At 63.2% G+C, this 24292-nt stretch carries 16 protein-coding genes and 1 pseudogene; 11 read left to right on the top strand and 6 right to left on the bottom strand.

The annotated features are described in order from the left end of the window. Nucleotides 1-34 precede the first annotated feature (34 nt). From NDY25_RS17875 to NDY25_RS17890, 4 genes and pseudogenes are all read left to right on the top strand, one after another. Nucleotides 35-3193 (top strand): TonB-dependent receptor, encoded by a 3159-nt coding sequence (locus tag NDY25_RS17875; protein ID WP_168959320.1) that lies wholly within the window; start codon nt 35-37, stop codon nt 3191-3193. 449 nt (nt 3194-3642) lie between these two features. After that, on the top strand, nt 3643-4404 hold the full coding sequence (locus NDY25_RS17880) for a SapC family protein (RefSeq protein ID WP_168959319.1): 762 nt from the start codon (nt 3643-3645) through the stop codon (nt 4402-4404). A gap of 25 nt (nt 4405-4429) precedes the next feature. Next, nucleotides 4430-5458: a cupin-like domain-containing protein gene (locus tag NDY25_RS17885; protein ID WP_168959318.1), complete on the top strand. Its 1029-nt coding sequence runs from the start codon at nt 4430-4432 to the stop codon at nt 5456-5458. Between the two features lie 40 nt (nt 5459-5498). Beyond that, nucleotides 5499-7004: pseudogene (locus NDY25_RS17890) on the top strand (tryptophan halogenase family protein); the annotation flags it as partial. A gap of 28 nt (nt 7005-7032) precedes the next feature. On the opposite strand, the gene NDY25_RS17895 reads toward NDY25_RS17890, so the two are convergent. The 4 genes from NDY25_RS17895 to NDY25_RS17910 all read right to left on the bottom strand — a co-directional run bounded on the left by NDY25_RS17895 (nt 7033) and on the right by NDY25_RS17910 (nt 11906). After that, entirely contained in the window at nt 7033-8040 is a 1008-nt protein-coding gene (locus NDY25_RS17895; RefSeq protein WP_168959316.1) for an MBL fold metallo-hydrolase, read from the bottom strand. An 88-nt stretch (nt 8041-8128) separates the two neighbouring features. Continuing rightward, nucleotides 8129-8533, bottom strand: a complete 405-nt coding sequence (locus tag NDY25_RS17900; RefSeq protein ID WP_168959315.1) for a hypothetical protein — start codon at nt 8531-8533, stop codon at nt 8129-8131. Nucleotides 8534-8660: 127 nt separating this feature from the next. Next, the gene (locus NDY25_RS17905) at nt 8661-10058 is read right to left on the bottom strand and encodes a trypsin-like serine peptidase (protein ID WP_168959314.1); all 1398 of its coding nucleotides are present in this window, start codon (nt 10056-10058) and stop codon (nt 8661-8663) included. Between the two features lie 462 nt (nt 10059-10520). Then, entirely contained in the window at nt 10521-11906 is a 1386-nt protein-coding gene (locus NDY25_RS17910) for an APC family permease (protein ID WP_168959313.1), read from the bottom strand. A 194-nt stretch (nt 11907-12100) separates the two neighbouring features. On the opposite strand from NDY25_RS17910, the gene NDY25_RS17915 reads away from it, so the two are divergent. From NDY25_RS17915 to cydB, 7 genes are all read left to right on the top strand, one after another. Next, nucleotides 12101-12865 carry a LuxR family transcriptional regulator gene (locus NDY25_RS17915; RefSeq protein ID WP_006449226.1) on the top strand — a complete coding sequence of 255 codons (765 nt, stop codon included), beginning with the start codon at nt 12101-12103 and terminating at the stop codon, nt 12863-12865. Nucleotides 12866-13050: 185 nt separating this feature from the next. Beyond that, the gene (locus NDY25_RS17920) at nt 13051-13992 is read left to right on the top strand and encodes a proline iminopeptidase-family hydrolase (protein WP_006449225.1); all 942 of its coding nucleotides are present in this window, start codon (nt 13051-13053) and stop codon (nt 13990-13992) included. A gap of 606 nt (nt 13993-14598) precedes the next feature. Beyond that, complete coding sequence (locus NDY25_RS17925; RefSeq protein WP_168959312.1) at nt 14599-15660, top strand: pectate lyase family protein; 1062 nt, start codon at nt 14599-14601, stop codon at nt 15658-15660. 277 nt (nt 15661-15937) lie between these two features. Beyond that, nucleotides 15938-17326 (top strand): amino acid permease, encoded by a 1389-nt coding sequence (locus NDY25_RS17930; protein WP_168959311.1) that lies wholly within the window; start codon nt 15938-15940, stop codon nt 17324-17326. Nucleotides 17327-17661: 335 nt separating this feature from the next. Further along, the gene (locus NDY25_RS17935; protein ID WP_168959310.1) at nt 17662-18891 is read left to right on the top strand and encodes a membrane dipeptidase; all 1230 of its coding nucleotides are present in this window, start codon (nt 17662-17664) and stop codon (nt 18889-18891) included. A 441-nt stretch (nt 18892-19332) separates the two neighbouring features. Beyond that, nucleotides 19333-20730, top strand: a complete 1398-nt coding sequence (locus NDY25_RS17940) for a cytochrome ubiquinol oxidase subunit I (protein WP_168959309.1) — start codon at nt 19333-19335, stop codon at nt 20728-20730. Further along, nucleotides 20730-21746 (top strand): cytochrome d ubiquinol oxidase subunit II, encoded by a 1017-nt coding sequence (cydB, locus tag NDY25_RS17945; RefSeq protein WP_168959308.1) that lies wholly within the window; start codon nt 20730-20732, stop codon nt 21744-21746. Before NDY25_RS17940 ends, cydB begins: the two co-directional genes overlap by 1 nt. A 37-nt stretch (nt 21747-21783) precedes the next feature. Here the strand turns inward: cydB and NDY25_RS17950 are convergent, their stop codons facing one another. Next, nucleotides 21784-22644: a carboxylesterase family protein gene (locus NDY25_RS17950; RefSeq protein ID WP_180336584.1), complete on the bottom strand. Its 861-nt coding sequence runs from the start codon at nt 22642-22644 to the stop codon at nt 21784-21786. A gap of 54 nt (nt 22645-22698) precedes the next feature. Further along, complete coding sequence (gene mgtE, locus NDY25_RS17955; RefSeq protein WP_168959307.1) at nt 22699-24060, bottom strand: magnesium transporter; 1362 nt, start codon at nt 24058-24060, stop codon at nt 22699-22701. Nucleotides 24061-24292: the final 232 nt, after the last annotated feature.

Raw genomic sequence — 24292 nt, forward strand, 5'->3', positions numbered from 1 at the left:
GTGGGTGTTGGACTCCAGACCCGAGGATAGATCGATGCGTCGTACGTTGAGCAATTTCAAGTCCAAGGCCATGTTCACCTTCGTCGGTGGCCTGTTGGTCATCAATCCGGCCTTTGCGCAGGACGTTCCCGCGCCGCCAGTGCCGCCGCCGCAATCCAGCGCGCAAACCGCCACCACGCTCGATGCGGTCAACGTGACCGGCATTCGCAGCAGCCTGGATCAATCGATGGGCATCAAGCGCGATGCCGCAGGCGTGGTGGATGCGATCAGCGCCGAAGACATCGGCAAATTTCCCGATACCAACCTGGCCGAGTCGTTGCAACGCATCACCGGTATCTCGATCGAACGCCGCGATGGCGAAGGCGCGCAGGTCACCGCGCGCGGCTTCGGCCCGCAGTTCAATACGGTCACGCTCAACGGCCGGCTGATTCCCGGTGCCGACGCATTTGGCGCACCCGGCCAGACGCCAATCGGCGGCGTGGATGTGGGCACGCGCGCCTTCAACTTCGCCCAGCTCGCCTCCGAGGCCATCACCGGGATCGAGGTCTACAAGACCAGCCGCGCCACCGCGCCCAGCGGCGGGATCGGCGCGACCATCAACATCCAGACCGACAAGCCGTTCAATCATGAGGGTGTGGTGGCCAATACCGGCGCCAAGATGGTGTCCGACCGTTCGCAGCCGTTCGGCGATTCGCTCACCCCGGAAGTGTCGGGCATTTTCAGCTATACCAATCCCGACAAGACCTTCGGGATCGGCTTGAGCGGTAGTTATCAAAAGCGCCATGGCGGCTCGGTGCAGGCCACCGAAAACACCTGGAACATCCAGCGCTGGACAGGGACCGACCCGGCGCTGCGCCCGGATGCGGTGGTGACCAACGCACCGGCGATCGGCCAGTTGTACGGCATGCCCAACGACCTGCGTTATGCGTTCGCCGATTTCCAGCGCGAGCGCACCAACGGCCAGGCAGTGGTGCAGTTCGCACCCAGCGACAGCCTCACCTTGACCCTGGATTACACCTATTCGTCCAACGAGATCCGCGAAGAGCGCGGCGAGCAGGGCATCTGGTTGCAACGCGCCAACAGCTTTACCGATCTGACCTTCGATACCGGCCAGGCGGTGGCAACGCCGATCTATCTGCGCGATGTGCCCAACGGTGCCAAGGACTTCGGCATGGAGCAGCAGCGCAACGAGCAGAAGTACACGCTCGGTTCGCTGGGGTTCAATGCCGATTGGCAGGTGAGCGACCGCTTCCAGTTGTCGTTCGATGCGCATAACTCGAAAACCAAGAGCATGCCCAACGACCCGGTCACCGGCGGCAGTGCCACCTACTTCAGCTTCGCCGGCACCAACAACTGCGTCAACGGCCCGTCCTGCGGCGGTCAATGGGGGCAGGAGCTGTCGTTCAACAATTCCTTGCCGATCGGCGCACGCACCTGGTATCCCACCGCTGCCGATTCCCTGGCTGGCACCAACGGTGTGGTCAATCCGGACTTCACCCCCGCCGAGCTCGGCTCGCAGGTGCTGCGTATCTACTATCAATCGCAGGTGACCGAGATCAAGGAAGGGCGCATGGATGGCACCTTCGACTTCGATGACGGCCGCTTTCAGTTCGGCGTGAGCAGCGCCAACACCACCATGAACCGGCTCACCAGCGACACCAACTCCACGCTTGGCGATTGGAGTGTGGCCAATGCCGGCAACGAGCCCGGCATGCAGGCGTTGCTGCGGCCGGTGAGCATTACCGGCATGTTCAAGGACTTCAACGCCAACGGTGCGGCGCCCAATGCCTGGCGCGGCGATGCCGATCAGCTGGCCCTGTGGGGTGGCAGCCAGTACGGCGCCACCACCCGCTACAACCCGAACTACAGCGCCGATAACCAGGTGGAAGAGAAGACCCGCGCCGCCTACGTGCAGTTGGAACTGAAGGGCGATATCTCCGGCATGACCACCAACACACGGCTGGGCTTGCGTTACGAGCGCACCGATGTGGAATCCACCTCGCAGGTGGCCACGCCCACTGCGTTGCTCTGGCAGGCCAACAACGACTTCCAGTTGTTGCGCTCCACCGAGCTGCAGCCCTTCAGCGAAAAGACCAGCTACAACTACATCCTGCCCAATCTCGACTTCAGCATCGACATCACCGATCAGCTGAAAGGACGCGCCTCGTTTGGCCAGACCATTGCGCGTGCGCCCTACAACAATCTGATTGCCGGTCCAACGCCGAATACACCGAGCGGTTCGATCCTGATCAACCCCTCCACCCGTGCCTCCGGCAGCTCGCAGAGCCCGACGCTGGATCCGCTGGAATCGGACAACCTGGATCTGGCACTGGAATGGTATTTCGCCGACGCCAGCTATGTGTCGGCCACATTCTGGAACAAGCGCGTCAGCAACTTCATCGGCAACACGGTGTCGCGCGAATCGCTGTATAGGCTGACCGATCCCACCTCGGGGCCGGATGCGCAATCGGCCCTGGCCTTCCTGCAGAGCGGTGCCTGCGCTGCGCAGGTTGGCGCCTCCGGTAACGACGTTGCGGGCGCCTGCTCGGCCAACGACACCTCGCTGTTCGCGGCGATGGCGTTGTTGCGCAACGCCGCGGCCACCGGTGGATTGGCCGCCTATAACGGCAGTTCCGCGCAGAGTCTGGCCCTGGAGAATGCCTACGACATCGTTGGCAATGCCTCCGACCCGCTGTATCAGTTCGATGTGTCGCGGCCGGTCAACCAGAACAAGGCCAACATCCATGGTTGGGAACTGGGCGGGCAGTACTTCTTCGACACCACTGGCTTCGGTATCTACGCCAACTACACCATCGTCGAAGGCGATGTGGGCTTCGACAACACCGTGATCGATCGCGACCAGTTCGCACTGCTCGGTTTGAGCGACACCGCAAACGCCATGCTGATGTACGAAAAGTACGGTTGGAGCGCACGTCTGGCCTGGAACTGGCGCGACGAGTATCTGATCGCGGCAAACCAGGATGGCGCCAACCGCAATCCTTACTACGTCGAGGCCTACCAGCAGTGGGACCTGAGCGTGAGCTACAGCTTCAGCAAGCAGCTGTCGGTGGGCTTTGAGGCGATCAACCTGACTGGCGAAGACGTGCGTTGGCATGGGCGTTCTGACAAGCAGATGATCCGCCTGATCGACCAGCAACCGCGTTACACGCTGGGTGTGCGTTATGCGTTTTGAGCGCGACTGACAAGCCGCTGCGCGCACCTCAGGTGCGCGCTGGCCGGTGTGCGGCGGGGTGGAAATGCCCGCGCACATGCTGCTCAGAGTGCACCGTTCGTGCGCTCTGATAGCCGCCATTGGCGTCGGTTGGCTGCTCCATGCAGGTGGATTGAGTCGTGATGTCTGCGCGGCCACTGGTCCGGCTGGCGGCCGCGACCGCACTGCCGGGCCGGATGCCCAGACGCATCCGCTGCAATCGCCGACACGCAAACTGCAACCAGCACGATGGTGGCTAGGGCATCACCGTGACGCTGGCTCTGCAGGTCTGCCACCAATGCTGCTGTGCCGCTTGCCGGCCCCCTGCTTTTTGGCAATGCTCGACACCAGCAGGCATCGCATGTCGCCGCATGATCAATTCATATCCCCGCAATGCCGTGATCCATTGCGGATGACCGCTGGAGTTCTAGATGACGCGATACGCAGTGCTCAACAACGTGGCGCATCACGACATCCGCGTCATCCTGCGCTTTGGCGCCGAGTTCGGCGATGCGCTCGGCCTGGTGCCGGCCTTCGTCACCGAATTCGCCGAGCTGCAACGCGAATACCCGCTGTTTTTTCGCAAGGATCCTGCCACCGGCGCCTACCAGGCGGTGGCGCTGCTGGGCTTTGCACAGGACGAGAATCTGTTTCTGCAGGATGGCCGCTGGACTGCCAGTTACCTGCCGGGCATCGTCGCCAAGGGGCCGTTTCTGATCGGTTTCCAGGAGCAGCGCATCGACGGTGCCCTGGTGCAGGAGCCGGTGATCCATGTCGATCTGGAGCACCCGCGCGTCAGCCGCGACGAGGGCGAAGCGGTGTTTCTGCCGCAGGGCGGTCATAGCCCGTATCTGGAGCACATCATCAGTGTGCTGCGTGGCATTCGCGACGGTGTGGATGCCGGTCAGGCGATGGCGGCCGCCTTCGATGCGCTGGGGCTGATTCAGCCAGTGCAACTGGACGTGACGCTGGATGCCGCCCACGCCACCCATCTGCAAGGCCTGTTCGCGATCGACCGCGAGCGACTGGCTGCACTCGATGCGCAGGCGCTGCATCAACTGCACCAGGCCGGTTATCTGGAAGGCGCATTCTTGATGCTGGCATCGCTGCACAACGTGCGCCGGTTGATGGCAGAGAAACAGCGCCGACTGCAGCAGATGCAGGCCGCGCCCGCTACTGAAGCGTATGCCTGAGCGCATGGCTGTGAGCGCCTCCATCATGTCTTCAATCGCCGCAATTGCGCCCATCGCAGAGCGTACAGACTGCCGACCTGACGCGCTGCCGCTTTCTGCGCTCTGCGCTGCCGCCGAACCAGTGGTAGTGCGTGGCATCGCATGCGACTGGTCACTGGTGCAGGCCGGGCTGCGCAGCCCCCACGAGGCGATGGCGGTGCTGCGCGCGCACGACAGTGGACATGCCTTGCAGTATTCCCATGGCGGCCCGGAAATCGCCAGCCGGCCGTTTTACACCGACGACTGCAGTGCGCTGAATTTCGACGTGCAGCGTGGCACGCTGAGCACCTTGCTGGAGGCCATCGCCTCGCATTGCGATGACCCACAGCCGCCCACGTATTATCTGGCATCGTTGCCGGTCGACAACCACCTGCCCGGCCTGCGCGCCAGCAACGATCTGGATTTGTCCGCCAGCGGCATCGCCGTGCAGCCGAGCATCTGGATCGGCAATCGCGTCATTGCCTCGTGTCATTACGACGCGCCCAACAACCTGGCGTGCTGCGCAGTGGGGCAGCGCCGCTTTACGCTGTTTCCGCCAGAGCAGGTGGCCAACCTGTATCCCGGTCCGCTGGATCCCACGCCGGGCGGGCAGGTAGTGAGCATGGTGGATATCGCCAACCCGGATCTGCAGCGTTATCCGCGATTTGCCGCTGCGCTGGCGCATGCGCGCACCACCGTGCTGGAACCGGGCGATGCGTTGTTCATTCCCAGCATGTGGTGGCATCACGTGCAATCGCTGCAGCCGTTCAATGTGCTGGTCAACTACTGGTGGAGCAGCGCACCCGCACAGTTGCCGGCACCAATGCCTGCGCTGTATCACGCGCTATGGGCGATTCGTGACCGGCCCGCGTCCGAAAAAGACGCCTGGCGCGCGTTGTTCGATTACTACGTCTTCGGTCCTGCCGAGCGTGCTGGCGAACATCTGCCCGAACAGGCGCGACATGCGTTGGGCCCGATCGATCCCACGCTCGCGCGACAACTGCGCGCGATGTTGATCGGCAGGCTAAATCGCTGATGATCGATACCGCCCCAAGCCCATCCCACAGGAGTGCGCAGTGACCCAGGCCCGGATTCGCAAGGTCGTCATCGTCGGTGGCGGCACCGCCGGCTGGATCGCCGCCTGCGCGCTATCGCACCAGTTCCGCGAGCTGCTTGAGATCACCCTGGTCGAGTCCGAGCAGATCGGCACCGTGGGCGTGGGCGAGTCCACGGTGCCGCCGATCCGCACCTTTCATCGTTTCCTGCAGATCGACGAGCAGGAGTTTCTGCGCGCAGTGGCCGGCACCTTCAAATTGTCGATCTCCTTCGAGCATTGGCGTCGCCAGGGCGAGCGCTATATCCATCCGTTCGGTATCACCGGGCAAAGCACGCTGGTGTGCGCCTTCCATCACCTCTGGCTGGAAAGTCAGCGGCGTGGCATGCCTGGCACGTTCGGCGATTACTGTCTGGAAACCGTGGCCTCGCGCGTGGATCGCTTCGCACTGTTGCGCGAGCCTGCGGTCAATTACGCCTACCATCTCGACGCGGCGTTGTATGCCAAGTTTCTGCGCGCACGCAGCGAAGCGTTTGGCGTCAGGCGCATCGAGGGAAAGATCCAGCAAGTGACCCTGCAACCGGACAGCGGGGACGTCGCCACGCTGGTGCTGGAAGACGGGCAGGTCCTCGATGGCGATCTGTTTATCGATTGCAGCGGTTTTCGCGGCTTACTGATCGAGCAGGCACTGCACACCGGCTACGAAGACTGGAGCCACTGGTTGCCGTGCGACCGCGCGGTGGCGGTGCAGACAGAAGCCGCCGGTCCGCCAGTGCCATACACCCGCGCGATCGCGCACGAGGCCGGCTGGCGCTGGCATATCCCGCTGCAGCATCGTGTCGGCAACGGCCTGGTGTTTTCAAGTCGCCATCTCTCCGATGACGAAGCCCACGCCAAGCTGCTGCGCGACGCGGCTGCGCCTGCGCTCAAGGATCCCTGGCTGGTGCCGTTCCGCACCGGCCGCCGGCTTAAGGCCTGGAACAAGAATGTGGTGTCGCTGGGCCTGGCCAGCGGCTTTATCGAACCGCTGGAATCCACCAGCATCCATCTCACCATCGCCGCGGTGGTGCGCTTGATCAGCTTGTTCCCCGCAGACGGCATCGCACCCTCGCAGGTGCAACTGTTCAACGACATCAGCCGCACCGAAATGGAACACGTGCGCGACTTCATCATCCTGCATTACCACGCCACCCAGCGCGACGAACCGCTATGGCGCCAATGCCGTGAGATGGAACTGCCCGAATCGCTTGCCTTGCGCCTACGCGCCTGGCGCGAACGCGCGCATGCCTGGCAAGGCGCCGATGAATTGTTTCGCGTCGACTCCTGGACCCACGTGTTGATGGGGCAGGGCATCATCCCTGCGCAGCATCACCCGCTGGCGCGCGCAGTGTCCGATCGCGATCTGCATCGCCTGCTGGACGGCATCGCGCAGCCGATCCAGCGCGCTGTGGAACAGATGCCATCGCAGCAGGCGTTTATCGATGCGTACTGCAAAGCTGGCGCAAGCGTGTGGGGGCCTGCGCAGCCCGGTTGTGGCGTAGTGCCCATCTGGCAAGCTACAACCGCATCAAATCCTTGCCGACCACGATCGGCCCGGCATAGTGCTTGCGCGCGCCCTCGCTCCACATCGCATCGGTGATCGTCGGGTCGCCGCCGGGGACGAAGTGATTGAGCACGAGCATTTTTGCGTTGGCCGCAGCGGCGATCTTGCCCACTTCCTCGCTGGTGGAATGGCTCTTGAGCAGATGGTCGAGCAAGGTCGGCGCGTTATCGTTGGTCTTTAGCATCTTTTCCAGCGCGGGCAGATACATCACCTCGTGCACCAGGATGTCGGTGTCTTTCGCGAACTCGGCCAAGGCGGGCAGATAGCGCGTATCGCCGGAGAACACCACCGTGCGGTCGCGCGCGGCGAAGCGGTACGCAAATGCAGGTTTGAGCGTGTAGTGATCCACCAGCGTGGCGGTGACGGTGACCTGGTCGTTCTGCAGCACCGTGCCGGGCTGGTCGAACTCATGCACTTGAATCAGCTGCTTGAACGGTGGGCGGCCTTCCTCACGAATGCGCGCATCGATGTCGATGGCATTCATCTCGACAAACGCATCCACCATCCTTGCGATACCGGGCGGGCCATACAGATGCACCGGCGTCTGCAGCCCGCTCGCCCACGCCAGCCACACCACGTTGAGCAGGTCGGCGTTGTGATCGGAGTGGTGATGGGTCAGGAAGATGTCGCGCAGCGCAGGCAGGCGGATGCCGGCTTTGGCCAGTTGCTGTGCAACCCCATTGCCGCAATCGATCAGGTAGGGCTGCCCGTCGATGACCAGCGCATTGGCGGCTGCCGCGCGCAGCGGTGACGGGGTTGGCCCGCCCTTGGTGCCGAGCAGGACCAGCACGCTGCCGTTGGCCGGGAACGGCGCTGGCGAGAGCGGATCTGATGACGAATCTGCATCCTTCTGCCCGCCGCGGATTGCAGCACCCAGCTGGCTTGCCATGCTCAGCGTGCCCGCAGCCAGCGCGATGCGCAGCACCTGGCGACGGGAACGGCGTATAGAAGGTGCGGGCATTGCGGCTCCTGTCGAAGCATGGAGTAAGTGTGTTGGCGCCGTATCAGACTAGCGCGAGCCCGTCAGGCGTGCGACGACGCAAGACAAGTCAGAGTGTTTGCGCAATGAACTCGCTCAACGCAGGCGAACGATAAAACCCCATGCATTGCGCAAAGATCCTGTTGAACGGGCCTCGCCGCGCTTCGTCCTTCATCGGCACTTCGGCGCGATAAAAATCCGCCGTCTGCTCGGCAACATAGCGATGCAGGCGGTCGGTGGCGCCGGCCTTGGCATTGTCCAGCGCATAGGTCGTCAGCAGATACGAGCGATCGCGCAGCTGATCCGAGGTGTATTTGCCGCTGCGCGCATAGTTGTTGTCCAGGCACAGCTGCAGCGCGTATGCCTTGACGTCTTCGCGATTGGCGGGCTTGCCGGCTGCGCTGGCGGTGACCTGTAGCGACAAGGTCGCCAGTGCAAGTGCGGCGATTAGATAACGATTGCGTTGAACGGGCATGCCGATCCAGGTGAAGGACGAGCTGCCAAGTCTGCATCATCAAGCCGATGCAGATGAAGTGCTGCACGCAGGCCAAGCGCAGTTGCACGTGGCAGGCGAGACACCGCCTGCCACGTGCAACAACCGCTTACGGGCCGAAGTAGGTGGAGATGCTGGAATACACGTCCGAGAAGCGCGAGTAGTAGTCCGGATCGGTCTGCGCGCTGCAGAACGAGTAGCCGCCATACAGGCCGCCGCGCAGCTGGTACGCACCACCGCTGGCGACGGTGAACAGGCCCGAGCCGGACGAGCCGCCTTCGGTCACGCCATCGTTCCAGACCACGCGGTACAGCGGGCTCTTGCCGTCGATGGAGGTGCTCAGCCCATTCACGCTGCCCAGCGAATACTTCTTGACGTCGCCGGCTGGGTGATGGATGCCGACAATCGCGGTACCGGTCGCACCGATCGCCGCGCTGTTCCAGGCCGCGTAGAACGCGCCGCTCGGCGGTGCGGTCTTCAGTTCCAGCAACGCGGTGTCACGGGTGGTATTGGCGTGACGCAGGAACGCACCGCCGGTCAATGTGGTCGCCTGCGAGCTGGCGGTGTTGCCGTTGCAGCTGGCCGCATCGTAGAACCAGTAGGTCTGCAGCGAGTTGGCAACGGTTTGCGTGCTGATGCAGTGGGCCGCAGTCCAGAACAGATTGCGCTTGGGCGAATTGGTGTTGTTGAGCAAGGTGCCGGTGCACAGGAACGAACCCTGGCTGGTGGTGAACACCATGCGTGCCACCGCTTTTGCCGCACTGGTGAAGCCGGCGGTGGGGTTGGCACGGCAGACGATATCGTTCTGGCAGGAATCGCTCTCGCCAATGGCAATGGTCATCATGTCACGCGCGCTGGCGGTGGGGCTGATATCCAGATGCGACAGCTGCGGAATGCTCAGGCTGAAGTTCTCCGGATACTGGCCGGCCGGCAGCGAAAGTTCGACCAACAGATTCTCGCCGCTCACCGTCGGCGACCAGCCGATGTCGTTGCCGCCGGCCGCGAAGCTTGCACCGGATTGCTCGAACACGCGGCCGTCGTCGCCGGCAAAGCGCAGCGTCACCTTGGACGGATCGCCTGGCGTTGCGCCAGCGCCGCGCAGTGTCAGCGATGCACGCAGGGAGGCCGCCTGTGCAGAGCTGACCTTCAGGGTCGCAACGCGCGATCCATCATTGGCCATCTGCCAATCGAGCGTGCCCAGATTCACCAAAGGCTTGGCAACTGCGCGCGAAAAACCGATCTGCAAAGGCTGCCCATGTTTGACCTGTGCAATGCGGCGCTCACGCACGCGACCGATCTCGGTGCTGGTGGGCGCAGTGAGTTGCACCACGCGCGTGGGCAGGATGCCGCCACGCAGACTTGCCGATTGCAATGTTGCCGCGCCAAGTTTGGCCGCTTGCGGCGCAGTGCTCACCGGCGCTGCGTCCATCTCGGTCGGCGGGGCTGCCAGTGCGGAGCCGGAAAGGGCGGAAAACAGCGCCAGGTACAACGCATTCTTGCGATTCATGGGTAGTCCTTACTCGTCAGGGAACGACAGGCTGCGGCGGGGGCCGCAGCGTGCGGGCGCCATCAGTGGCGCCGAACGAGACTAGCGAATGTTTACATCTGAATATGTGCTGAAAATCTCGTTCAGAGATTAATATTCGATAGAAAGACTATCGCTTTAGGGAGCGTCGATGTGTTTCATCACGCACGCACCATGCGACGTGACGCGCCTGGAAGGCGTCATCGAGATGGTTGGGCGAAGACGCGTGCGCAGGCGTCCAGCACACGCCGCGCCTTGGAGTAACGGCGTGCGGACACATACGTGCCGCTGCACGTAGCGATGCGGACGATCAATTGGAATGTTGCGATGGCGTAGCGCGGCTGAAAGCTGATAACGCCTGAAGCCGGTGCGTGATGGAACGTCTGGTGCAATCGCTTCTGACCGACTGCACAGCGACATCGGCAGCGACCGCGACCGCGACCGCTATTCCAACGCGTCGCTGGCGCGAAACTCGGTGGAACGACCGCTGACTTTCAAGAACGCCAACACCAACAGCCCCACCGCCATCCACGCGGTGCCGCCGAGCTGCGCGTGCCGGTCGGCATTGATCAACACGTAGCCGAGGATCACGATGCCGATCAACGGCGTCGCACCATGCAATAGCAGGCTGCGGCCGTGCCCACGGAAGTGCCACAGCACCGCAACGTGCAGCAGGATGAAGGCGGTGAGCGCGCCGACGTTGCACAACGAGGACAGCAACGCGATCTGGCCAACGAACACTTCGCCCAGCACCATGCTCAAACCCGCTACCAGCAGGATGGCGCGCTGCGGCACGCCGGTACGCGGATGGATGTAGCGCAAGAACCCCGGCAGCTGACGGTCGCGTGCCATGGCGAACAACAGGCGCGAGGTGGCCGCCTGCGCAACCAGCGAATTGGCGATCGCGGCGCTGATCGCCACCGTGAGCGCGATGACGATCTGCAGCCACGGCCCGGCAATAAGCCGGCCGATCTCGAAGAACGCATCGTTGGAGGCCTGTGCACTGGGGTAGCGCTGCAGGTTCGGCTGCAGCAGCGCCGCCAGCCAGGTCTGCAGCACGAACAGGCCGGCCACCATCAGCAGCGCCATCAAGGTGGCGCGCCCGACCACACGGTTGCCGCCACGGGTTTCTTCCGACAGCGTGGAGATCGCGTCGAAGCCCAGAAACGACACCACCGCCACCGACAACGCACTGAAGATCAGTTGCGGCGAAAACGCCTGCGGGTTGTAGAACGGACGCAGGTTCCAGTGCGCACCGTTGGCGCCGCGCTGGATCGCCAGGCTCGCCAGCACCACAAACACCGCCAGCACCAGCAACTGCGCATACAGAAAGAAACGATTGGCCCGCGCAGTGGTTTCGATACCGCGCAGATTGACCACGGTATTGAGCACCACGAAAAACGCGATCCACGCAGGCTGCGGCACCGCCGGCAACACGTTGTGCATCGCATTGGCGCCAACCACATACAGCAGCGTCGGTACCAACAGATAGTCGAGCAGGATCGCCCAGCCGGCCAGAAACCCCATGCCGCCGCTCAATCCGCGCCCGACATACGCATACACAGAGCCTGCCACCGGAAACGCCTGCGACATCTGCTGGTAGCTCAAGGCGGTGAACAGCATCGCGACGAAGCCCACCAGATAGGTCAGCGGCACCATCCCGGCGCTGATATCGAATACGCCACCGAAGATGGAGAACGGCGCGGTCGGCACCATGAACACCAGCCCGTAGATCAGCAGATCCTTGAGCGTGAGCTGTCGCTTGAGCTCCTGGGTGTAGCCAAAGCGTTCCAGCGTGGCCGCGTCGTCGCGGCGTGGTGTGTCGGTCATGCAGGTATCCGCTGAAAGGAAGGCCGGGTCGCACGACAGGCGCGGTGGGGCGCTTGTCCATGAATGCTGCGGTGCAGCTAGCTGACCGGCATTGTGACGATAATGTGGCCGGCAAGCCCATCCATTGGTAAAAGTGCTAGGTTTTCCATGCTGGATGTCGTCCAGCGGCACCTGCTGTCATCGAAGGACCCACCATGTTCGACACGCTGGCCAGCCTGGGCCGAGATTTGCAGGCGCTGCATACGCTCAATGCCTGCCTGGATCGAGTGTTTCGCGACGTCTGTGCGTTTGGTTTCAAGTCGCTGGTCTACGACTACGCGCCGGTTCCGCTGAGTATGGAGGGCGCGCTGATCACGCCATCGGTGTTCATGCAGCGCAACGCGCCGGGCGACATGCGGCATGTCTGGTGCGAGCATGGTTACTACCAACATGACCCTGTTCAGCAGCGTGCGACGCGGCGCATGACGCCATTCGTGTGGTCGTACCGTACCGACGGCAATCAGGAAGGTGTGGAATATGTCGGCGGCCAGCATCGGCAGGTGACGCGTTATCTGTGCGATAGCGGTATGGGAACCGGTGTCACCGTGCCCCTGCATTTGCCTGGCGGTGCATTCGCGACCTTCAGCGGCGCGGTCGATGCGGTTGCGGCCGAGGCACCACGGCTGGCCGAAGCGCAGCTGTCGCCATTCTTGTTACTGGCACACGCGTTTCAGGCCCGCGCGCAGGAACTGCTGGATCCGCAGGAACGCCGCTGTCACCACATCGCATTGACCCGCCGCGAGCGCGAGTGCCTGCAGTACTCGGCCAAGGGGCTGACCGCCAAAAGCATCGCGGCCGCGCTCAATCGCTCTACCGCCACGGTGAATCTGCATCTGAACTCGGCCGCACGCAAACTGGGTGCGCGCAATCGCGTCGAGGCAGTGGTGCGCGGGATGCATTATCGATTGCTGGAGCCGTAAACCAAGCCTGCGGCTATCGATCGCAGCGTGCGATCGGCGGACTGGATGCGTCGCACGGTTCATACACCATGGCGCGCGCAACCGCGCATCTGAAACTGCTACGAACCTGAGAGTTTTACCAGTTAGCGTGCGCGGGCCGGGTCGCTAGGCTGAGCGCTCACCATTGCCGTAGGCAGGCGCAGGTCATGCAGTCCACTGAGGGTTACGTCGAATTCCGTGGGTACCGTACCTGGTACCGCATCACCGGCGACCTGCGCAGTGACGCCTGCCCGCTGATCGTCCTGCACGGCGGCCCCGGCTGCACCCACGACTATGTGGACAGCTTCAAGGACCTGGCTGCCAATGGCCGCGCGGTCATCCATTACGACCAACTCGGCAACGGCAAGTCCACCCATCTTCCCAATGCCGACCCCGGCTTCTGGACGGTGGGGCTGTTTCTGGATGAGCTGCAGACCCTGATCACCCAGCTTGGGCTGTCGCAGTACGCGTTGCTGGGGCAATCCTGGGGCGGGATGCTCGCGGCCGAACATGCGGTGCGCCGGCCGGCCGGCCTGCGTGCGTTGGTGATCGCCAACTCGCCGGCATCGATGGGCTTGTGGCGCGCTGCCGCATTGCGCTTGCGCGCGCGCCTGCCCGAAGACATCCAGGCGGCACTGGACGAGCACGAGGCCGCCGGCACGCTGGATCACCCAGCCTACCGCGCTGCAAGCCAGGCGTTCTATGCGCAGCATGTGTGTCGCCTGCTGCCGTGGCCTGCAGAAGTGGCGCGCACCTTTGCCGCCATCGATGCCGACCCCACCGTCTATCACGCCATGAACGGCCCGACCGAATTCCATGTGGTGGGTAGCCTGCGCAATTGGAGCATCATCGAACGCCTGCACCGCATCACCGCGCCGGCGCTGGTGCTGTCCGGCAAATACGATGAGGCCACGCCGGAAACCGTCGAGCCTTACGCACGCCTGATCCCGGACGCGCAGTGGCATGTGTTCGCCAATTCCAGCCACATGCCGCACGTGGAAGAGCGCGCAGCCTGCATGCGGCTGGTCGGCAACTTCCTCGACGATCACACCCCATGGCCTGGCGAGCAGCTGGTGCACGCGTCGGTGTTGGCCAACCGCGCTGTGTGAGTTGATGGCGTGTGTGCGTGTGAGGGCCTGCATGCGAACTTGAGCGTGCTCGGCATGGCACTCCCTAGCGTTTCGCGTGCCGACTGCGCGTTAGCTGCGTTGCTTTTGCTTCGCATGCCTTATCACGCACCATCACTAGCAAGGCGGCGCGTCATAGCGCCCAATCTGCACGCATGACCATGCGGTAGCGCTTTGCTGCTGCGCGTCGATATCGCCGACAACTTCGCCGACAACTTCGACAGCGCGGTCGTGTGCTGCTTCCCACGCACAGCACCTTGTTATCCGCGTGCATGCTTGAAAAACGCATTTGCCATTACCACGCGTAGTCGAATACGCGTGTGAGCAACCACAGCGTCGGCATGCGTTTGCATACATAGAAAAAACATCGCGCACATCACCGCAGTGTCCTGTCCTGCGTGTCTCTCGCTGTCTCTTTTGCATGTCCTGCGAGGAGAACACCGTGCTGCGTCAAAGTTTCAGAGATGGATAATTGTTTTATGTTTTAAACCGCGCGAAGAATGCGGCCCCCACGCACCGCTTTGCCACCGTCGATGCACTCGCGCCGACGCCACGCATCGCTTTTCGATTTTATTTGGGAGAGGCTGCATGATCATCAAGACACTCAATGGCGCACTCGCGCTTGCACTGTCCGCTTGCGCGGCGAGTGCCATCGCCGGCCCGGTCGGGTACGGTGCCGCCACCACCGGCGGCGGCAACAAGGCCCCGGTCAACGTCGCCACCTTCGAAGCGATGCAGGCCGCCATCGACAGCTATTCCGGCAGTGGCGGGCTGGTGCTCAATTACACCGGCAAGTTCGACTTCAGCACCATCAAGGACGTCTGCGCGCAGTGGAAGCTGCCGGCCAAGACCGTGCAGATCAAGAACAAGAGCGATGTCACCATCAAGGGCGCGAATGGCTCGGCGGCCAACTTCGGTGTGTGGGTGGTGGGCAACGCCAACAACATCATCATCCAGAACATGACCATCGGCTTGCTGCAAGGCGGCGAAGATGCGGATTCGATTTCGTTGGAAGGTAATTCCAGCGGCTCACCGTCCAAAATCTGGGTCGATCACAACACCGTGTTCGCCTCGTTGACCAAGTGCTCCGGTGCCGGCGATGCGTCCTTCGATGGCGGCATCGACATGAAGAAGGGCGTGCACCACGTCACCGTGTCCTACAACCACGTCTACAACTATCAAAAGGTCGCGCTCAATGGATTCAGCGACAGCGACACCAAGAACTCGGCCGCGCGCACCACCTATCATCACAACCGCTTCGAGAATGTCGAGTCGCGCGTGCCGCTGCAGCGGCGCGGGCTGAGCCACATTTACAACAACTACTTCAACAACGTCACCACCTCTGGCATCAACGTGCGCATGGGCGGCGTGGCGAAGATCGAATCCAACTACTTCGAGAACATCAAGAACCCGGTGACCTCGCGCGACAGCAGCGAGATCGGCTACTGGGACCTGATCAACAACTACGTCGGCAGCGGCATCACCTGGGGCACGCCGGATGGCAGCAAGCCCTACGCCAACGCCACCAACTGGATCACCACCAAGGTGTTCCCGGAACCGCTGGGCTACACCTACAGCATCACCCCGGCCGCGCAGGTCAAGGCCAAGGTGATCGCCACTGCAGGTGCCGGCAAGAACCTGGCGGAATGATCGGCCACAAGACGTTGCAGTGACAAAGATCCCCGGCTTGCCCGGGGATCTTTGTGTGCGGCATGCAGCGTGCGGCGGATTTGTCCACAAGCTGCGTGCAGTGAAGCGGGTCTGGAGCGTGTCACGCACTTGGAGGCCAGTGCGAACGACCTGCTGATACGATGAGGCAAGGCGCGATTGCCTGGCTTGTCCACTCTTTCGCCAGGCCCGCGTCAAGAGGCGCGGCAGGCGCCGCGACGCGGTATCGTGTCGCGATTCCATCTCTTCAAGCCCGTCCATGCCGCTTCCGACCGATCCCGTTGCTGAGAACGCTCCGTCCGCCGCGCCCGCGTTGCGCCATGCGCTGAAACCGCGGCAATTGATGATGATGGGCCTGGGCACGGCAATCGGTGCCGGGCTGTTTCTGGGCTCGGGCGTGGGCATCCACGCGGCGGGGCCGGCGGTACTGGTGTCGTATCTGATCGCCGGGGCCCTGGTGATCATCGTGATGAATGCGCTGGGCGAAATGGCCGCGTCCAAGCCAACCAGCGGCGCGTTTTCGGTGTATGCGGCCGATGCGATGGGGCCGACCGCCGGTGCGACGGTGGGCTGGTTGTGGTGGCTGCAGATCGTGGTGGTGATCGCCGCCGAAGCGGTCGGCGCGGCAGGCTTGCTCGCCTCGGTGTGGCCGGCGTTGCCGGTGCCGCTGCTGGCGGTGGTGTTCATGGCGACCTTCACGGCGATCAATCTGCTGGGCGTGCGCAACTTCGGCGAGTTCGAATTCTGGTTCGCCATCCTCAAGGTCGCCGCGATCATTGTGTTCCTGCTGATCGGCGTGGCCTTGCTGGCGGGGTGGTTGCCGGGTGTGGTGTCGCCGGGGCTGTCCAACTTCACCCAGCACGGCGGATTCGCCCCGAAGGGTCTGGTGGGCGTCGGCTCGGCGTTGCTGGTGGTGGTGTTCGCCTTCGGTGGCACCGAGATCGTGGCGGTGGCCGCCGCGGAAACCGCCGATCCGGGTCGCAGCCTGGCACGCACCATTCGCACCGTGGCCTGGCGCATCCTGGTGTTCTACATCGGCTCGATCAGCGTGATCGTGGCGGTGGTGCCGTGGACAAGTGCGGCGCTCAGCTCGCCGTTCGCTGCGGTGCTGGAGGTGGCGCGCATCCCCGGCGCGGCCACCGCCATTACCTTGGTCGCGGTGGTGGCCTTGTTGTCGGCGCTCAACGCCAATCTATATGGTGCCTCGCGGATGATCTTTTCGCTGGCACAACGCGGCGAAGCGCCGCGCCTGCTCGGCAGGACCAGCGGCGAGCAAGTGCCGCTGGTGGCGGTGATCGCCAGCGTGTTGTTCGGCTTCGCGGCGGCGGCGCTGGAGTTGCTGTATCCCAACAAGGTGTTGCCGATGCTGCTCAATATCGTCGGCGCCACCTGTCTGCTGGTGTGGACGATCTCGTTGCTGTCGCAGCTGATCCTGCGCGCACGCGCCGACCGCGCCGGCATCACGTTGCCGTTCCGTATGCGCGGGTATCCGTTTCTGACCCTGCTGGCGCTGGCGATCCTGGCGGTGATCTTCGTGCTGCTGGCCTCGTCGGCAGACACTCGTGCGCAGTTCCTGTCGATGGTCGGTTTGACTGCGGTCATTGCGGTGGTCAGCGAAGTGGCGCGACGCGTCCGTGGCCGGGCGTGACCATCCGGGTCCACGTGCGGAGCGCATGATCGTGCTGCAGCGGAAACAGGCCGCAGTGCGCTCGTGCACACCGTCGAAACGAGAAACACGCTAGCAATCTTGCGGTTTGCTTGCTGTCAGACAGGCGATTTTCTGGATCTGCTGATGCAGTTCAGTTACTGTCCTTTGGCCGCTGCTGTTCGTTCCACCAAGTTGATTAAGAGAATATCGACTTAATAATCACTAACGATAAAAACGCATTGTTTTAGAGTGGCTAACAAAACGTAGCTGCCTAGTAGTTTTGATGCCCGCTCTTCTTCTTTGATTGTTTCAGGAGTCATTGCCAGGGTTCGTGCATGAATGCTGTTTCGTCCGAGAATTCTGCTGCCTTGCCTGTCGCGGATACGCTGGATGCAGTGCATGCGCTGGCCTATCCAGTCGACACGCATCTGGACTCCCTGTTTCTGTCGCGCGTGGCCGGTTACGATTTTTGGAAGGGCGACTGGAAAGCGCATCGACGCTCGCTGATTATCTGGCTGATGTTCAAAACCTCGCCGAGAGGTCGCAATCAACCGCTGATGCACCATGTGAGTGGCCCGGACTTTCTCGCGGGCGGTTACGGAGGTGCATGTTTCAGCGCCCACGCGCTATGGGAAAACCTGATTGGCGCGCCTTTTCTCGATCCCTGGAAACACTGGGTGGATCACCAGCGCTATGTCGAGGCGGTGGTGGCGGCAAGCAACGGTCGGATGCGGCTGGCACGCAGCGCCGCTGAGCTACGCGCGATTCGGGCCGAGGGTCTTTGCTGCGCCATCCTGTCGCTGGAAGGCGCGCATATGCTTGGTCCACGCGGCATCCGCACCCAGGCGCTGCGATTGGAGCGCCTGGGCATCGCTGCCAAGGCCGGGGCCGCCTATGTGACGCTCAATCATTTCAGCCATACCGACATCTCCCAGTCCGGCTATGCGCCGCTCAATCCGTGGCGCGGGATCGAGGGCGCGGGGCTGTCGGAGTTCGGCAGGGAGGTCGTGGAGCGCTGTATCGAGGTGGGACTGCTGGTGGATCTTTCGCATACGTCGAGCCAGGGAATACTCGACGCCTGCGCCATTTGCGCGCGCCGCAATGTGCCGGCCTTCGCCTCGCATGGCGCATCGCGCAGCATCACCCGTGGTGCGCAGACGCGGCCGTCGCGCCATCTCGACCGCGGGCTCGACGACGCGGCGATCCGCGCCATCGTGCAGACCGGCGGCTGCATCAGCGTCATTCTGGCGCCTTACTTTTTGCAGCATTCCTATCTGGCGGACGGCAAGCCGAACATGGATGCCGATCTGGCGTTTGTCATCGGCTATTACGAAGCCTTCGCCCGACAGATCGCCGACATGGGGATTGTCGAAGATCCGTGGAAACACTTAAGTTTCGGCAGCGATTTCGATGGCGGCATTTCCAGCTTGCCGACCGGGATGCGCAGCGGTGCGGATCTGCCCAGGCTCACGCAGGCGATGATGGATGCCGGCTGGCCCATCCAACGCATCGTCGATGTGTATAGCGGAAATTTCCTGCGGGTCTGGGAGCGGGCGCGGCCGTAGCGTTTTCCAGTACATCTGTATTCGGATGGGAAAGTAAGAGGGTAGGCCTGCGATGTTGCGTGCCTTACGGTGACGGTCGTCGGGATGCGGCGGCGCTGCCCGCGTCGTCGGCAGGCACCTGCGCGCGGTTGCTGTCGACGTTCGGCTCGACTGCGCTCAGTGCACTGGTCAACGAGCTAGCGGCTTGCTGCAACAGCCTTGCTGCGATCTCATTCGCGCCCAGGAAATCCGTGCTGCATCGCACGCCAGGCGTAGCATCGCGTTGCAGCGCAGGCGCGGCAATTTGCCGCAGATGCGACGCCGTGTCGCATCGGGAACGAGCACGACCGTCCTTATGATGATCCCGTAGCGCAGACGTTGCGATCGAATACCGCACTGTCGTGTGGCGATTGACCTGCCGTCTGCGCGCGGATGCTTCCTTACCTTCCAGGAGGGCTCTCCATGGATGCCTTGCTGTTATCGCGGATCCAGTTCGGGTTCGTCATCGCGTTTCACGTGCTGTTTCCGGCATTCACCATTGGGCTGTCCAGCCTGCTGGCCTTTCTGGAATGGCGCTGGCTGCGCACCCGCCTGCCGGTGTGGCGCGAGCTGTATTTCTTCTGGCAGAAGATCTTCGCGGTGTCGTTCGGCATGGGTGTGGTCAGCGGTATCGTGATGGCCTTCCAGTTCGGCGCCAACTGGCCGGAGTTGAGCCGGATCGCCGGCAGCGTGATCGGCCCGCTGCTCAGCTACGAGGTGCTCACCGCGTTCTTTCTGGAGGCCAGTTTCCTGGGTGTGATGATGTTCGGGTGGGGGCGTATTTCCGAGCGTCTGCATTTCTTCGCCACCTGCATGGTAGCGCTGGGCACGTTGTTCTCCACGTTCTGGATCCTGTCGTCCAACAGCTGGCTGCAGACCCCGGCCGGGTATGAAGTGGTCGACGGAATCGTGCATCCGCAGGACTGGCTGCAGATCATTTTCAACCCATCGTTCCCGTACCGGCTGACGCACATGGCGCTGGGCTCGTTCATCACCACCTGCTTTGTGGTGGGTGCGGTGGGTGCGTGGTACCTGCATCGCGGCGTGCATCGCGAGGCCGGCCTTCGCATGCTCAAGCTGGCGGTGGCCTTCGCGGCGATCACCGTGCCGCTGCAGATCTTCGTCGGCGACATGCATGGCTTGAACACGCTCAAGCACCAGCCGATGAAGATCGCGGCGATCGAAGCGCATTGGCATGACGAAGAGCAGGGCAAGGGTTTCCCGCTGGTGCTGTTTGCGCTGCCCAATGCGCAGGCAGAGCATAACGATTACGCGGTAGCGATTCCGCGCCTGGGCAGTGTGCTCCTGACCCATAGCCTGGACGGCAGCATCGCGCCATTGACTTCGGTACCGGCGGCCGATCGCCCGCCGGTGACGCCGGTGTTCTTCGCCTTCCGCATCATGGTGGGGATCGGCTCGTTGATGTTGCTGGTGGCCTGGGTGTCGGCGTTCGCGTGGTGGCGCGGCAAGTTGCTGCAGTGGCGCTGGCTACTGGCGACCTGGCGCTGGATGCTGCCGAGCGGCTTCATTGCGCTGGTGTCGGGCTGGTTCGTCACCGAGATGGGGCGGCAGCCGTACGTGGTCTATGGGCTGTTGCGTACCGCCGACGCGGTGGGCCCGCAGTCCGCATTGATGACTGCTATCTCACTCACGGTGTATGTGGCCGGTTACGCGTTCGTGTTCGGCTGGGGCATCTGGTACCTGGTCAAGATCGGCAAGATCGGGCCGACCCCGCACGACGCCCCGCAGCTGGACCACGGCGAGCACACGCCTGCACGGCCGCTGTCGGCGGCCGATGAACCGATCGACGGAGCCGCATGATGGACATGACGAGTGTTTTGCCGGTGGCGTGGTTTGCGGTGATCGGCTTCGGGGTGCTGATGTACGTGGTGCTGGATGGCTTCGTGCTCGGCATCGGCATCCTGGCGCCGTTTCGCAAGGACGAGGCGCAACTGGATCTGATGATGAACACCGCCGCGCCGATCTGGGACGGCAACGAAACCTGGCTGGTGTTGGGCGGGGCAGGGCTGCTTGCCGCGTTTCCCAAGGCGTATGCGGTGATTCTGTCGGCGCTGTATCTGCCGGTATTGTTGATGGTGATGGCGCTGGTATTCCGCGGTGTGGCGTTCGAGTTCCGCTTCAAGGCGCAGCGCTCGCGGCGACTGTGGAGTAATGCCTTCGCCACCGGCTCGATCCTGACCACTTTTGCGCAAGGGGTGATCCTGGGCGCGCTGGTGCAGGGCTTGCCGATCGAGAACGACCGCTATGTCGGCGGCATCTGGGGCTGGTTCAGTCCGTTCGCAATGCTCACCGGTGCGGCGCTGGTGTTCGGCTATGCCTTGCTCGGCAGCACCTGGCTGATCCTCAAGACCGAAGGCCATGTGCAACAGCTCGCGCGTCAGTTGAGCCGGCCGCTGACCATCAGCGTGTTGATCTTCATTGCCTTGGTCAGCGCATGGCTGCCGTCGCTGCAATCGCATGTGATGGAGCGCTGGTTCAGCGGCTCGCATTATCTGTGGCTGATGCCGGTGCCGGTGCTGGTCGCCCTCGTGGGGTTCGCACTCTGGCGTTCGACCGAGGCGGGGCGGCCGGATACGCCGCCGTTTCTGTTGGCGATGGGGTTGTTCGTACTCGGTTTTGCGGGCCTGGTGTTGGGCATGTGGCCGTATCTGGTGCCGCCGGTCTACACGATCTGGCAGGCCGCTGCGCCGCCGTCGTCGCAGATGTTCGCGCTGGTCGGTCTGGTGGTGTTGCTGCCGCTGATCCTGGGCTACACGGTGTGGTCGTATCGCGTGTTCCGCGGCAAGGTCACGGCGGACACCGGGTACCACCATTGATCGAGCGGAGACGGCATCCGCGCGATGAGCGGCCTGCTCAACGCAGGCGCTGCTTGAACATCCATTCCCACATCGCCGGGTCCGCGTACGTCGCGTCCCAGGCGTTGTGGTTGCCCTCGGGATATTCGCTGTAACGCACATTGGCGCCGATGCCTTTGGCGGCGCGATACAGCGCACGGTCGTCGTGCGGCGGTACCGAATCGTCCTTGGCACCATGAAACATCCAGATCGGCACGTGCTTGAGCTGGGTGACTGCGGCGGTGTACGGGTCGGCTTCCTTTGCCACCAGGCTGACGTACAGCGTGCGGCGCTCATCGCGCGGTGCCTTGAGCGCACCGCAGATCGGCACGATCGCCGCGAAACGCTGCGGCTGCATCAGCCCGATTTCCCAGGCGCCGTAGCCGCCCATCGAGATGCCGGTAAGATAGGTGCGCTGCGGGTCGGCAGCGAACTCGGCGCTGGTCGCATCCAATGCAGCGATTGCCATGCGTGCATTGATGCCCAGCCACTCTTCGTCGTCGGGCACCTGCGGCAGCACCACCAACGCGGGAAACTCGGCCGTGTGTTCGCTCAGGTAAGGACCAACGCCCACTTCGGCCTGATCGCGCCCGTTGTCGCCGCGCTCGCCCGAGCCATGCAGAAACAGCACGATGGGCAGCGGTTGCAGCATCTTCGAGGCCGGCACGAACACCTGATAGCGGTACAGCCGTCCTTCGATCTCCAGCGTGCGGGTGACGAAGTGGCCACGGCGCGCATCGTGGTGGCGCTCACCCATGCTGGAGCAGCCGGCAAGCACCAGCGCGAAGACCACAAGAACAAGGCAGCGACGAATCACGCAGCACTCCTGACCGAACCGATGACATGCCTGCAGTATCGCCGCACGCAGGTGCGCTGGCATGTCGCGGTGCGGCGATTTTGTGTTGCAGTTTCATCCCAACGTGCACAGCCCGCGCTACGGCAGCAGAATCAGCGTGGCCAGGCCGAGGAAACTCAAGAAGCCCATCACATCGGTCAGCGTGGTCAGAATCACGCCGCCGGCCAGCGCCGGGTCGAAGCCCAGGCGTTTCAACGTCACCGGCACCAGCACCCCGCCGAACGCTGCGGTGAGCATGTTCAAGGTCAGCGCAGTGCCGATCACCAGCGACAGCATCGGTTGTTGGAACCAGGCCAGCACGATCAGCCCCAGGCTCACGCCCAGCACCACACCGTTGATCAGCGCCACGGTCAGCTCTTTCTTGAGCAGCGTCATCACGTTGGACGAGCCGATCTGGCCCAACGCCAGGCCGCGCACCATCAGCGCCAACACCTGCGTGCCGGCGTTGCCGCCCATGCCGGCCACGATCGGCATCAGCGCCGCCAGTGCCACCAGTTTTTCGATGGTGCCTTCGAACTTGCTGACCACGCTGGAGGCCAGGAACGCAGTGCACAGGTTGATGCCCAGCCAGATCAGGCGGCGGCGGAATGCGCGCCGCGCCGGGCTGAACATGTCCTCGTCTTCGTCCAGACCGGCCGCGCTCATGGCCTGGTGCTCGGCCTGTTCGCGGATGATGTCGACCACGTCATCGATGGTGATGCGGCCGAGCAGGATGTTGTTGTCGTCCACCACCGGTGCGGAGATCCAGTCGTGATCCGAAAAGCGCCGCGCGACTTCTTCCGAACCGTCGCCGACATCGATGGCCGGCTGTTCGTCGTCGATCAAGCGATTGACCGGCGTGTTGTCCTCATGCGTGACCAGTGCGGCCAGCGACACGCGGCCCAGGTATTGATGGCGCCGGCTCACCACGTACAGGTGATCGGTGTGGTCGGGCAGCTCGCCGCGCAGGCGCAGGTAACGCAGCACCACATCGACATTGACGTCGGCGCGTACCGTCACCACGTCGGGATTCATCAATCGCCCGGCGGTGTACTCCGGGTACGACAGCACCTGCTCGAGCCGCTCGCGGTTCTCGCGGTCCATCGACTTGAGCACTTCGTCGATGACGGTGTCAGGCAGGTCTTCGACCAGATTGGCCAGATCGTCGATGTCGAGGTCTTCGACCGCGGCCACGATCTCGTCGGTGTCCATGTCGGCCAGCAGGCTTTCGCGCACTTCGTCGCCGACATGCAGCAGCACTTCGCCGTCGTCTTCCGGGTCGACCAGCCCCCACACCACTTCGCGCTTGCCAGGCGGCAGCGATTCGAGCAGGTTGCCGATCTCCGCCGGCGCCAGCGTATTGACCAGCCGGCGCACCGGCCCGAGGCGCCCGCTATCCAATGCGTCGGACAGCAATCGGAGCTGGCGCGCGGTCTTGTCGTGGCGGACGGCTTCGGCCATGCGCAGCTCCCTTGAAAAGTAGACACGTCCCTAGTGCAGGACGCGGTGCTGAGTCAGCACGGCATTATCGCTTGCGCATGGTGACGAAACATACAGTGCCGCGCGCAACGCGCTTGAACATCGCCTGCGCGATGCAGCATTGAGGCTGGAGCGGCTGAAAAAACCTGGCGAGCGCTCGTCGTCAGCTGAAGAAAGCCCGGCGCGCTCGGAGCCGGCGTCCATGCGCGATACA

It is taken from the genome of Xanthomonas hortorum pv. pelargonii (assembly GCF_024499015.1).
Classification (GTDB): Bacteria; Pseudomonadota; Gammaproteobacteria; order Xanthomonadales; family Xanthomonadaceae; genus Xanthomonas; species Xanthomonas hortorum_B.